The sequence below is a fragment of the Xanthomonas indica genome (assembly GCF_040529045.1).
GTDB classification, from domain to species: domain Bacteria; phylum Pseudomonadota; class Gammaproteobacteria; order Xanthomonadales; family Xanthomonadaceae; genus Xanthomonas_A; species Xanthomonas_A indica.
Genome location: NZ_CP131914.1, coordinates 598,244 through 610,646, shown reverse-complemented (window position 1 = coordinate 610,646; position 12,403 = coordinate 598,244). Strand labels below are relative to the sequence as shown.

Genomic DNA, 12,403 nt, shown 5'->3' with positions numbered 1-12,403 from the left:
CTGCCGGCTCCTTCACTGCGGAATGCCTGCATGTCCCACTCCAATTGCGTCCTCGAACTCGCCGTGTTCACCGTCAAGCCCGACGCCCGCGAGCGCATGCCGGCGCTGCGCCAGCAACTGCGCGCTGCGCTTGCCGATTTTCCCGGCCTGCTCGATTACCGCGCGTATGCGCCGTTGGACGGCGACGACCAGTTCGTCGACATCGCGCACTGGCGCGACCTGGCCAGCGCACAGGCGGCGGCCGATGCCTTCGCCAGCGGCGATGCCCGCTTTGCTCCCTATGCCGCAGCCATCGCCGACCTGCAGGTGATGCGGCACCTGGCGCCAGCCTGAGACCGCGGAGTACGTCGTCACGCCGGCCGCGACTATGATCGCCCCATGTTGCTTTCGAACGCGCGCATGAAGCGGCCCGCCTCGCCCCGCGCGGAGGCGCGGTCGCCCGCCGCATTCCCCGCATGAAGATCGTCATCGCCCCGGACGCGTTCAAGGAAAGCCTGTCCGCGGCGCAGGCGGCCGCGCAGATCGCGGCGGGCTTCCGCAGCGTGTTCCCGGAGGCGGAGTATGTGTTGCTGCCGTTCGCCGACGGCGGCGAGGGTACGGTGGACGCGCTGGTCGCCGGCGGCGGTGGGCGCCGGGTCGCCTGCACTGTGACCGGGCCGCTGGGCGCGCCTGTGGCAGCGGAATTCGGCCTGAGCGAGGACGGCGGCACCGCCCTGATCGAGATGGCCGCGGCCAGCGGGCTGATGCTGGTGCCGCCGCCGCGGCGCGATCCACGCCTGACCGGCACCCGCGGCGTCGGCGAACTGATCCTGGCCGCCCTGGACGCCGGCGCGCGCCGGCTGCTGATCGGCATCGGCGGCAGCGCCAGCAACGATGGCGGCGCCGGCATGGCGCAGGCGCTGGGCGTGCGCCTGCTGGACGCGCACGGCCGCGACCTAGCTGCCGGCGGTGCCGCGCTGGGCACACTGGCGCGCATCGCACTGGACGGACTGGACCCGCGGCTGCGCGACTGCACGATCGAGGTCGCCTGCGACGTCGACAACCCGCTGACCGGGCCGACCGGCGCCTCGGCGGTGTTCGGGCCGCAGAAGGGCGCCACGCCGGCGATGGTCGCCCAGCTCGACGCCGGGTTGCAGCACTATGCCGAGGCGATCGAACGCACCCTGGGCGTGGCGGTGGCGCAGCTGCCCGGCGCCGGCGCGGGTGGCGGCATTGGCGCGGCCCTGGTCGCCTTCCTCGGCGCGCGCCTGCGGCCGGGTGTGGAGATCGTCGCGCAGGCGTTGGGGCTGGAAGCGCACCTGGCCGGCGCCGATCTGCTGGTCACCGGCGAGGGCCGCCTGGACGGGCAAAGCGCGCAGGGCAAGGTGCCGGTCGGCCTCGCCCGCATCGCCCGGCGCCATGGCGTGCCGGTGCTGGCCATCGCCGGTGGCCTGGGCGATGGAGCGTCGGCTCTGCATGCGCAGGGAATCGACGCGCTGTTCGGCGCGGTGCAGCGGGTGTCCACGCGCGAAGCCGCGCTGGCCGACGCCGCGGACGCCCTGCGCCAGGCAGCCCGCAACGTGGCCGCGGCGATCGCGCTGGGCCAGCGCCTGGGCGACTCCCGGGCGCAATAGCCGCCCGCGCCGCCGGTTCGGCTGGGCTGCGCACTGCAAGCCGCGGCGTTGGTCGCGATACGTCAGCCCCTGTGCGAGGGACTTCAGTCGCGATGCGCTGACGGGTGGTTATCGCCGAACCCGCGAGTCCATTGCCCCGCGCGTCGCGGCTGAAGCCGCTCCCACAGGTGGGTATTCGCCAGCGGATGCGCCACGTGCAAGCAAGCCTTGTGGGAGGGACTTCAGTCCCGACGCGATGACCGGTGGTTGCCGCAGACTCCGCGAGTCCGCTGCCCCGCGCGTCGCGGCTGAAGCCGCTCCCACAGGTCGGCACCCGCCAGCGGATACGCCACGCGCAGGCAAGCCTTGTGGGAGGGACTTCAGTCCCGACGCGATGACGTGTGTGGCCGCAGGATCCCGCGAGTCCGCTGCCCCGCGCGTCACGGCTGAAGCCGCTTCCACAGGTGGGTATTCGCCAGCGGATGCGCCACGTGCAAGCAAGCCTTGTGGGAGGGACTTCAGTCCCGACGCGATGACCGGTGGTTGCCGCAGACTCCGCGAGTCCGCTGCCCCGCGCGTCGCGGCTGAAGCCGCTCCCACAGGTGGATATTCGCCAGCGGATGCGTCACGTGCAGGCAAGCCATGTGGGAGGGACTTCAGTCCCGACGCGGTAACCGCTGACTGTCGCAATGCGGCGGGGAGAGACCCGTCGCGGGGCCAGGCGCAGCGTCAGCCCCAACCCCAGCCCCGCCACTCCCAATCCCCAATCCCCAATCCCAGCGCTAGCGCACCGCACCGCACCAGGTTGGTGCATCAGCCCGCGCCCATTTGGCGCGCTCTGCCCTGTTCAGGTAAACTGAAAACGTTTACAACACGGATGCTCACGCCATGGAAACCCCGAATCTCCCGCAACACGCCCCGCTCAGCCCCAAGTGGCAGTTCCGCTTCGACTTCTTCGACCGTCACGGTGCGCCCTCCACGCCCGAGTACAAGGCGGCATTCAAGGCGCTGCCGTTCATGGACCGGTTGAAGATCAACATGAACTTCTTCGCCCTGTTCTTCGGCTTCATCTACTTCTTCATCCTCGGCATGTGGCGCAAGGCGCTGGGGCTGATCGGCATCTCGCTGGCGGTGGGCATCGTCGCGGCATTCCTGCCCGAGGTGGTCGGCCGCTGCCTGGGCATCGCCTACTCGCTGCTGGTCGGCATGGCCGCCAACTACGCCTACTACCTGCACCTGCGCAAGGGCAGCGTCAGCTGGAACCCGTTCGAAGGCGTGCGTTGGTGGTAATGGCGCGGTACGGCGGCGCGCAGGTGCCACGCGCCGCCGCCGTCTTCAACGCTTGCGTTTCCAGAACTGCCAGGCCAGTGCCTGCTTCGGCGTGACCGCCGCGGCGGCCGGTGCCGAGGCCAGTTGGCCTTGCGTGCGGACCAGCCGCTCCTGTGCATCGAACTCCAGGACGATGCGGGCGTTGCCCCGCGTCGCCACGGTCTGCGCGGCGGCGCACTGCAGCGCATAGCCCTGGTCCGCCAGGAAGCCTTCGCTCATGGCGCGGTGGTCGAGCGCGAACTGCATCGGCAGTTCCCCGAGCAGGCGCAGCACGCGGGCGTCGTCGCACGGTGCGAAGACCGCGGCCGGGACGTCGTCGAGCAGGAAGAACAGCGCGCCGCCGTCGTACGGCGCGCGGTAGTAGCAGTGCCCGCGCAGCGCGCCGGCGAGCAGGGCGATGTGGTGGCCGCCGTCCTCGCCCAGCGCCGAGGACGGCGCGGCCAGTTCGGCGATGCCCTCGCGCTCGCCGTGCGCGCGCAACGCGGCCGCGTCGGCCAGCAGGGCCGGCGGAAGCTGGCTGGCGGTGTTGGCCCAGGCCCACAACCAGCTGGCGCTGGCCTCGGCGGCAGTGCCCAGCAGCTGCATCGGAAACGACAGATCCTCGCCGAAACGCACCCGGCCTTCGCCCAGGTCCACCTGCCAGCCACGCTCGGCCAGCACGTCGGCCAGGGCCAGCTGGCGGGCGTAGGCGCTGCCGACGTGCCGTGCCAGCGCTGCCCGGAAGTGCGGACTCATCGCGGCGTTTGCGGCGCACGCTGCAGCAGGCTGTTGCGGCGGCCGTACAGCAGGTAGGCGACCACGCCCAGCACGTTCCACAGCCCGAACCAGAGTTGCGTGGTATGCGGCAGGCTCCAGAACAGGTACAGGCAGCCGCCGATCGCCAGCGGCCCGACCAGCCAGGCCAGCGGCGTGCGGAAGGTGCGGGCGCGGCCGGGTTCGCGGCGGCGCAGGACCAGCATGCACGCGGCCACCGCGATGAACGCGGCCAGGGTGCCGGCATTGGCCAGCGCGGCGATCTCGTCCAGCCGCGCCACGCCGGCCAGCGCCGCTACCAGCACCGCGGTGAACAGGGTGGTGGCCACCGGCGTGCCGGTGCGTGCGTTGACCTTGGACAGCCCGCGCGGCAGCAGGCCGTCGCGCGACATCACGAAGAAGATCCGGCTCTGCCCGTACAGGAACGCCAGCAGCACGGTCGGCAGCGCGATCACCGCGACCACGCCGATCGCCGCCGCCGCCTTGCCGTGGCCGAGTTCGCGCAGGATCAGCGCCAGCGGCTCGGCGCTGGCGCCGAACACGTCGTAGCGCATGGCGCCGACCGCGGCCAGCGCCACCAGGATGTAGATCAGGGTGCAGCCGATCATCGAGCCGACGATGCCGATCGCCAGGTCGCGCTTGGGGTTCTTGGTTTCCTCGGCGGCGGTGGAAATCGCATCGAAGCCGTAGAAGGCGAAGAAGATGATCGCCGCCGCGGCCATCACCCCGTGCGCCACGCCGTCGGCGCCGACCGTCTTGGGGAAGCCGTAGGGCATGAACGGATGCAGGTTGGCGCTCTGGAACGCCGGCAGCGCCACCGCCACGAAGATGCCCAGGGCGATCAGCTTCAGCACCACCAGCACCGCGTTGAGGGTGGCGCTCTCCTTGGTGCCGGCCATCAGCAGGCCAGCCACGGCGAAGGTGATCAGCACCGCCGGCAGGTTGACGATGCCGCCGGCATGCGGTCCGGCGGTCAGCGCCGCCGGCAGATTCAGATCCATGCCGCTTTGCGCGCTGGCCCAGTGCAGGAAGCCGACGAAGTAGCCGGACCAGCCCACCGCCACCGTGCTGACCACCAGCGAGTACTCCAGGATCAGGCTCCAGCCCACCACCCAGGCGATCGCCTCGCCGAGCGCGACGTAGCTGTAGGTATAGGCGCTGCCGGCGGCCGGCATCATCGTCGCCATCTCCGCGTAGGCCAGCGCGGCGCAGGCGCAGATCGCCCCGGCCACCGCGAACGACACCAGCACCGCCGGCCCGGCCAACTGCGCGCCGACCCCGATCAAGGTGTAGATGCCGGTGCCGACGATCGCGCCGATGCCCAGCGCCACCAGATGCGGCCAGCTCAGCGAGGGCACCAGCCGGCGGCCGGCCTCGTGGACGGTGACCAGGTCGAGCGACTTGCGCCGGAACAGGAACGACATGCGGGCCTCGGGTGCGGAAGTGACAAGCCCGGCAGTGTCGCCGAATGCGGTGCAGCAAAGCTACGCCTGTGGCGCGGTATGGCACGGCGCTTGTGCGGCTCGATGCGAAGCGCACATCCGGCCCTATCGCGCGGAGACCGCTCTGTCTCTCTGTCTCGTAGGAGCGGCTTCAGCCGCGACGGGCGTTCCCGATGACGCCCGTCGCGGCTGAAGCCGCTCCTACCGAATACCGGTGTGTCAGGACGTGTTCCGCCGCGCCCGGCAACTGTCGGCTCCCGCAACCGACTACCGCCCCAGCCGTTCCGCCAGCCGCACCAGCTCCGCCAGCGAGCCGACCTCCAGCTTGCGCATCGCATTGCCGCGGCGCACCTTCACCGTGATCTCGCTGAGCTGCAGTCGTGCCGCCACCTGCTTGTTCAGCAGGCCCTGCACCACCAGCTCCACCACCTCGCGTTCGCCGGCGCTGAGCCGCGCCCAGCGCGCCTGCAGTTCGGCCTGGGCCGCATCGGCGGCGCGGCGTGCGCGGTCGCGGGCGATGCCCTGGCCGATCGCGTCGAGCAGGTCCTGGTCGCGGAACGGCTTGGTCAGGAACTCGATGGCGCCGTTCTTCATCGCCTCCACGCTCATCGGGATGTCGCCGTGGCCGGTGATGAAGATGGTCGGCAACGCCAGCCCGGCCTCGTGCATGTTGCGGTGGAAGTCCATGCCGCTCTGCCCGGGCATGCGGATGTCCAGCACCAGGCAGCTCGGCGCGTCGGTGCGCGGATGCGCCAGGAAGTCGCGGGTGGAGGCGAAGGCGTGCACTTGCAGGTCCACCGAGGCGAACAGGTCTTCCAGCGCGGCGCGGATCGAGGCGTCGTCGTCGATCAGGTACACCACCGGGCGTGCGGTCGCGTCGGCATTCATGGCGTGGCTCCGCTAGCGATGGGCAGGCAGACGCAGAACACCGCGCCGCGCGGCCGCCCGGGTTCGGCCCAGATGCGCCCGCCGCCGGCCTCGACGATGCTGCGGCTGATGCTCAGGCCGATGCCGATGCCGCCCTGCTTGGTGGTCCAGAACGCATCGAACAGGTGCGCCTGCGCCTGCGCGGACAGGCCTTCGCCGCTGTCGGCCACGCTCAGCCGCACCGAGCGCGCGTCCTCGCGCACGGTGGCGATGCGCAGCGTGCGTTGCGCCGCCGGCGTGGCCGCCATCGCCTCGATCGCGTTGAGCAGCAGGTTGCCGATTACCTGCTGGATCTGCACCGGGTCGGCCGACACCGGCGGCAGCAGCGCCGATAGTTCGGTGTGCACGTTGACCGCGCTGCGTTCCAGTTCGCCCTGCGACAGCGCCAGCACTTCGTTCACCGCGGCATTGAGGTCGAAGGCGCGCTGCTGTGGCGCCTCGCCGCGGGTCAGGCTGCGTACCCGCGCGATCACCTCGCCGGCGCGCTCGGCGTCGGCGAGGATGCGCGCCAACGCCGCGCGCGCCTTGTCCAGGTTCGGCGGCTGCTGGTCGAGCCAGCGCTGGCAGGCGTTGCCGCTGGTGACGATGGCCGCCAGCGGCTGGTTGACCTCGTGCGCGATCGAGGCGGTCAGGCTGCCCAGGCTGCGTACCCGCGCCAGCCGCAGCAACTGCGCCTGTGCCGCGTGCGCGGCGGCCTTGGCGCGTTCCATGCGCACCGCGATGGAGGCGGTCACCGCCACCACCACGATGCTGATCGCCGAGTTGATCACGCCGACCCGGTAGGCACCGGTATGGGTGAGATGGAAGCTGAGCACGATCAGCACCACGCACAGCCCGGCCAGCACGCCCAACCCGGCCGGCGCCAGCAGCCGCACCGCGCCGAGGATCGCCACGGTGTAGAACAGCGCCGCCGCCACCGCGTAGTCGGTGACCGTGTCGGCGACGAAGATCGCGCCCAGCGCCAGGCCCAGCGCGGCCAGGCCGAGCAGGCGGCGGTGCGGCGGCAGCGGCTTGAACCAGGCGATCATCGGCGGGGCGGCGTGCGGGAGGAAAGGGGAACGGACATGGCTGGCTCAGCCTTCCGTGCCGGCGTTCCAGAACGCCTGTTGTACACCTGGTTCGCCTTCCAGGCGCTGCACCACCGCATCCAGTTCCTCGGCGCGCACCGCGGTGGCGTACAGGGTGGCGGCGATCTCCACGTCCTGGTGCCCGAACGGATGCTGCTCGACTTCGCGCGCCGGGTAGTGCGCCTCCTCCAGCAGGTCGATCAGCCGTTCGCGCACCTCGCCATGCACCTCGCGCGCGCAGATCGCATAGAACATGTAGGTGGCTTCCAGCGAGGATTCCTTCAGCGGATGCCGGTTGATGCGGTTCACCATCGGCCGTAGCAGGGTATTGCTGAGCAGCACGAACATGGCCGCCAGCACCGCCTCGGCGACCAGTCCGGCACCGGCGCAGGCGCCGACCGCGCCCGATCCCCACAGCGTGGCCGCGGTGTTGAGCCCGGTGACGTTGGCGCCTTCCTTCATGATCGCGCCGGCGCCGAGGAAGCCGATCCCGGAGACCACGTAGGCCACCACCTGCACCGCGCCCTGGGTGCCGCCGTGGATCTCGAACAGGCGGTCGCCGAGCGAGACGAAGATCGCCGCACCGACCGCGACCAGGGTGTTGGTGCGCAGCCCGGCGGTGCGCTGACGTACCTGGCGCTCGAAGCCGATGATCGCGCCGAGCACGAAGGCGGCGGTAAGGCTCACCAGGGTGTCGAGCAGCGAGCCGAGATTGAACAGGCGCAGGGCTTCCATCAGGGCGCGTTCCAGTGGGCGAGGGGAGCGATCATGGCGGCTCCGGGAAAGGGAATGAGCGGATGCAGGGGCGCATGATGCCGGGGCGAGATGGCAGTCGACACCGCGGCGGCAGGCGCGCGGGTGTCAGTGCACCCCAGGCCACCAGGCCAGGGCGGCATGCAGCCAGTGCGCCGCCGGGGCACTCACCCCGGCGGCGTGCAGGCGCCGCTGCGCCGCATGCGGCAGCCGCGCGCGGACCCGGATGCGGTCGGCGACGGGCAGCAGCGACAGCGCATCGGCCATCACCCGCGGCGATTGCGCGGACAGCGCCAGGGCGAAGGCGCGGGCGCCATGGGCGGCGAGCAGATGGCGCAGCGCCTCGGTGCGGCGCATGGCGACCGCGGCACGCAGCGCGCGCTGCAGGCAGCGCTGCAGGCGGACATGGCGGGAAAACAGCGAGAACACGAACATGACGACCTCCTTGCGGCGCGTGGCCGGCAAGGACGTCGCGGCGTGGGCGGCGGGCGTCTTCCGGCTCAGCGCCGGGCAGCGACCAGGCGGGGAGAATGGGGAGAGAATGCGGCGCTGACGCCGCGTCGATGCGGATCAGGGTTCATGCGCGCCTCCGGGGTCAGGGGAACGGATCGCGCGATGCGCGATGGCCGGGCGCGGCGTGCTGCCGCGGCGCCGCCCGCTGGCCGGGCCAGGAGCGGATGGCGCAAAGCTTGGCACGCGGCCCATGCCCGTACCAGCCTGCATGAGGCCATGGCGGCGATACCAAGGTATATCCGCGCTCCTCCGCCTGCCGGCGCGTGGCGCAGCGATTGAGACGCGGCCGGCTACACTGACCGCATGCAGAACGATGTCCATTTCCTGATCCTCGCTGGCCTGTTGTGTGCCGTCATCGCCCTGTTGCTGGCCGTGTTGCTGCGGCGGGGCAACCACACCGCGCTGGAGGCGGCCCTGCGCGAGGAGCAGCGCAGCGGCCGCGGCGAACTGCGCGAGCAGCTCGACAGCCTGGCCCGCCAGCAGGACGCGCGCAGCGAAGGTTTCGCCCGCCACCTGGCCGACCTGTCCACCCGCACCGATCAGCGCCTGGACCTGCTGCGCGAAGCGCTGACCGAGGACGCGCGGCGCGGCCGGGTCGAGGCCGGCGCCGCGCAGCAGCGCATGGCCGAGCTGCTGAGCCAGCGTCTGGTCGAGATCCGCGGTCAGCTCGATGCCTTCGGCCAGCAGCAGGATGCGCGCATGGCGCAGTTCGGTCAGCAACAGGCCGAGCTGGTCGCGCGCATCGACGCGCAACTGGGTGCGCTGCGCGAGGCCTTGCTCGAGGACGCGCGCAAGGGCCGCCAGGAAGGCGCGGACGCACAGCAGCGCTTCGCCGACACGCTCGGCCAGCGCCTGGGTGACCTGGTCCAGCGCAACGAGCAGCGGATGGGCGAGATGCGCAGCACCCTGGAGGAGCGGCTGAAGGAATTGCAGGCCGACAACGCGGCCAAGCTCGAGCAGATGCGCGGCACCGTCGACGAAAAGCTGCAGACCACCCTCAACACGCGCCTGGATGCCTCCTTCAAGCTGGTCTCCGAACGGCTCGAGCAGGTCCAGCGCGGCCTGGGCGAGATGCAGCAGCTGGCCACCGGCGTCGGCGACCTCAAGCGCGTGCTGAGCAACGTCAAGAACCGCGGCGGCTGGGGCGAGGTGCAGCTGGAGAACATCCTCGAGCAGACCCTGACCCAGGAGCAGTACGCCCGCGGCGTGCGGGTGCGCCCGGAGCGCAACGAGATGGTCGATTTCGCCGTGCGCCTGCCCGGCCGCGGCCACGAGGACACGCCGGTGTGGCTGCCGATCGACGCCAAGTTCCCGCGCGAGGACTACGAGCGCCTGCTCGACGCGCAGGAGCAGGGCGACCCGGAGCTGGTGCAGGCGACGGGGGCACAGCTGGAGCGCGCGATCCGGGTGCAGGCCAAGTCGATCGGCGACAAGTACATCGCCCCGCCGCACACCACCGACTTCGCGGTGATGTTCCTGCCCACCGAGGGCCTGTACGCCGAGACCCTGCGCCGCCCCGGCCTGGCCGACCTGCTGCAGCGCGAGCACCGCATCGTCGTCGCCGGGCCGACCACGATCACCGCCCTGCTCAACAGCCTGCAGATGGGCTTCCGCACCCTCGCCATCGAGAAGCGCTCCAGCGAGGTGTGGGGCGTGCTGGCCGCGGTCAAGAGCGAGTTCGGCAAGTTCGCCGGCATCCTGGAAAAGGCCGAGAAGCAGATCAGCACCGTCGGCAAGAGCCTGGGCGAGGCCAGCCGCAAGACCCGCACCATCGAACGCCGCCTGCGCGGGGTCGAGACCCTGGCCGATGCGCAGGCCGCGCCGCTGCTGGAACTGTCGCTGCCGCTGGACGATGTCGAGGCGGACGAGGCGGCGAGCGACGACCGGGAATGAGGGCTTGCGGTGCGCAGCGGCGAGTTGGGATGGCAGGGCGTCGTGGCGGTTTCGTCGACGCGGGATGGCGTGCGACCAGCACGCGCCATGTTGGATGCAGCGCCGCGACCTGGACGGGCCAGCGGGGCCGCTTCGTATGCGCGCGCTGTGCCGATCGCGCAGCACGCAGGTGTCGTTGTCTTGCCTGCAGTGTCGATGCGATTCGACATCGCGGATAGGTTGTCGTCTGCAGGCCGCTCGCCTGCTCGCTAGCTGGCCGCTACGCGCGCTTCTGATCGCGACGAGCGGCACATGTGTAGCGGCGGCTCTTGTTCCTCCTGTGGCAGTCGCGAGCAGGTTTTGCGGGCGCGGCTGTCGCGGCTGAAGCCGCTCCTACGGGAGCGCATGATCCGCAGCAAAAGCGGGTGTCACGTGCTGACACGGGCGAGCTGTCGGTGCGCTGAGTCACGCGGTCACGGCACTGCGCATGCTGTGCCGGCAGCGACTATGCTGGCGCTTCCTTTCGACCGAGGTAATGCCCCATGTCCGAGTCGCTGACCGCCATTCCGCTGACCCGCATCGACGGCCAGCCGGCCACCCTGGCCGAGTTCGCCGGCAAGGTGCTGTTGATCGTCAACGTCGCCTCCAAGTGCGGCCTCACCGCGCAGTACGCGGGCCTGGAAGCGCTGTACCGCGAGAAGCAGGCGGCCGGACTGGAAGTGCTCGGTTTCCCGGCCAACGATTTCAAGGGCCAGGAGCCGGGCAGCGAGGCCGAGATCCAGCAGTTCTGCCAGCTCACCTACGACGTGACCTTCCCGATGTTCGCCAAGATCGCGGTCACCGGCGAGGCCACGCATCCGCTGTACCGCGCGCTGATCGCCGCGCAGCCGCAGACCGAGGGCGAGGGCCCGATGCGCGAGAAGCTGGCCGGCTACGGCATCGAGCCGAATCCGGCGCCGGGGGTGCTGTGGAATTTCGAGAAGTTCCTGGTTGGCCGCGACGGCAAGGTCCACGGGCGTTTCGCCCCGGACGTCACCGCGGAGGATCCGCGCCTGCGCGCAGCGATCGACGCGGCGCTGGGGTAACGGCGCGCTGCGCTCAAGGCCATCAGTTGGTGCTTGGGCGAGCTGAAGGTGCTGTTTTGGCTATCAGGTTGCTGGTGATCTAGCGAAGAGGTTGTGGACGCGCTTTTGGTTTCCAGCGTGTCGTTTTCAAGTGTGGCTTCCGATGACGGCTGTCGTGACGGGAGAAGTTCTGCCCAACGCTTGCAGCACCGTGGTGGCTATCGTCGTTGCCGTTGCCGTTGCCGTTGCCGTTGCCGTTGCCTTGGCTGTTGCTGTGCTTTTGCTTTGGTTGTTGCCTTTGCCTTACCGGGTTCCCTTCCGAAGCGGCGGCCAGCGCGGGGAAAAACCCCGAAGGGGCGGCGCACAGGGATGTGCGCCGTCCGCGGCAGGGGCAGGATGCCCCTTCCGCGGATCCCCGGGCTGGACGCGGACCCGGAGCGCGCAGCGCGGAGGGCGCGTAGGCAGGGCGCGCTTTCTTTTGGTTACCTTTTCTTTGCGCGAGCAAAGAAAAGTAACTCGCCCGCAAGGGCGAAAGCCTTTAAAGGTTTGCTGTTGCTACTGCTGTTGATTGAAGTTTGTCTATCGGACGAGAAGATCTGTAGGAGCGGCTTCAGCCGCGACAGCGAGAGCCGTTCTGTCTGTCGCGGCTGAAGCCGCTCCTACGATTCAGCGGCCGCCACCGTGGAAGCAAGTTCAAGAGCAAAACTTTCGCCTGACGGCGAGTTACTTTTCTTTGCTTGTGCAAAGAAAAGTAACCAAAAGAAAGCACACCCCGCAGCGCGCCCTCCGCGCTACGCGCTCCGGGTTCGCAGCCACGACGGGCATTTTTCGACGGCACATCCATGTGCCGGCGAAAAACGACGCGCATCCTGCGCGTCGCCCTTCGGGTATTCGCCCGCCGTGGCTGCCGCGCCGAGGGGACCCCAATAAATCAACAGCAACATCACGAGCAACAGCAACAGCAACAGCAACAGCAACGCCGGCTGCACTCTGTAGTCCGCCGCGACACTCGCTCACCCACTGCAAACGAGCGCTCATTCCCGCACATCGCGCTGCGCCCAAAGGTGATACCAGCAAAAGCTTCAGACACA

The 12,403-nt window shown here is 70.1% G+C and carries 11 protein-coding genes; 5 read left to right on the top strand and 6 right to left on the bottom strand.

The genetic code is table 11. The features are described from left to right. Positions 1–30 precede the first annotated feature (30 nt). The 3 genes from Q7W82_RS02600 to Q7W82_RS02590 all read left to right on the top strand — a co-directional run bounded on the left by Q7W82_RS02600 (position 31) and on the right by Q7W82_RS02590 (position 2,882). On the top strand, positions 31–333 hold the full coding sequence (locus Q7W82_RS02600) for an antibiotic biosynthesis monooxygenase family protein (protein WP_242158312.1): 303 nt from the start codon (positions 31–33) through the stop codon (positions 331–333). A 122-nt stretch (positions 334–455) separates the two neighbouring features. After that, positions 456–1,613 (top strand): glycerate kinase, encoded by a 1,158-nt coding sequence (locus Q7W82_RS02595; protein WP_242158326.1) that lies wholly within the window; start codon positions 456–458, stop codon positions 1,611–1,613. Positions 1,614–2,480: 867 nt separating this feature from the next. Continuing rightward, positions 2,481–2,882, top strand: coding sequence for a DUF2628 domain-containing protein (locus tag Q7W82_RS02590; RefSeq protein ID WP_242161581.1), 402 nt, complete (start codon positions 2,481–2,483; stop codon positions 2,880–2,882). A 45-nt stretch (positions 2,883–2,927) separates the two neighbouring features. Here Q7W82_RS02590 and Q7W82_RS02585 read toward each other — a convergent pair whose 3' ends face one another. The 6 genes from Q7W82_RS02585 to Q7W82_RS02560 all read right to left on the bottom strand — a co-directional run bounded on the left by Q7W82_RS02585 (position 2,928) and on the right by Q7W82_RS02560 (position 8,298). Further along, positions 2,928–3,656: a DUF6882 domain-containing protein gene (locus Q7W82_RS02585; RefSeq protein ID WP_242161583.1), complete on the bottom strand. Its 729-nt coding sequence runs from the start codon at positions 3,654–3,656 to the stop codon at positions 2,928–2,930. Next, positions 3,653–5,098 (bottom strand): amino acid permease, encoded by a 1,446-nt coding sequence (locus tag Q7W82_RS02580; RefSeq protein ID WP_242161585.1) that lies wholly within the window; start codon positions 5,096–5,098, stop codon positions 3,653–3,655. Before Q7W82_RS02580 ends, Q7W82_RS02585 begins: the two co-directional genes overlap by 4 nt. Positions 5,099–5,383: 285 nt before the next feature. Then, positions 5,384–6,004, bottom strand: coding sequence for a response regulator (locus Q7W82_RS02575; RefSeq protein WP_242161587.1), 621 nt, complete (start codon positions 6,002–6,004; stop codon positions 5,384–5,386). Continuing rightward, on the bottom strand, positions 6,001–7,071 hold the full coding sequence (locus Q7W82_RS02570) for an ATP-binding protein (RefSeq protein ID WP_242161588.1): 1,071 nt from the start codon (positions 7,069–7,071) through the stop codon (positions 6,001–6,003). Before Q7W82_RS02570 ends, Q7W82_RS02575 begins: the two co-directional genes overlap by 4 nt. 45 nt (positions 7,072–7,116) lie before the next feature. Next, on the bottom strand, positions 7,117–7,845 hold the full coding sequence (locus tag Q7W82_RS02565; RefSeq protein ID WP_242161590.1) for an MgtC/SapB family protein: 729 nt from the start codon (positions 7,843–7,845) through the stop codon (positions 7,117–7,119). A 126-nt stretch (positions 7,846–7,971) separates the two neighbouring features. Continuing rightward, a complete protein-coding gene (locus Q7W82_RS02560) occupies positions 7,972–8,298 on the bottom strand; it encodes a hypothetical protein (protein WP_242161592.1) in 327 nt (108 codons plus the stop codon). Between the two features lie 381 nt (positions 8,299–8,679). Here Q7W82_RS02560 and rmuC point away from each other — a divergent pair, with 381 nt between their 5' ends. Together rmuC and Q7W82_RS02550 are read left to right on the top strand one after the other, a co-directional pair. Continuing rightward, positions 8,680–10,269, top strand: coding sequence for a DNA recombination protein RmuC (gene rmuC / locus Q7W82_RS02555; RefSeq protein ID WP_242161594.1), 1,590 nt, complete (start codon positions 8,680–8,682; stop codon positions 10,267–10,269). A gap of 521 nt (positions 10,270–10,790) precedes the next feature. Further along, positions 10,791–11,333 (top strand): glutathione peroxidase, encoded by a 543-nt coding sequence (locus Q7W82_RS02550; RefSeq protein WP_242161597.1) that lies wholly within the window; start codon positions 10,791–10,793, stop codon positions 11,331–11,333. Positions 11,334–12,403: the final 1,070 nt, after the last annotated feature.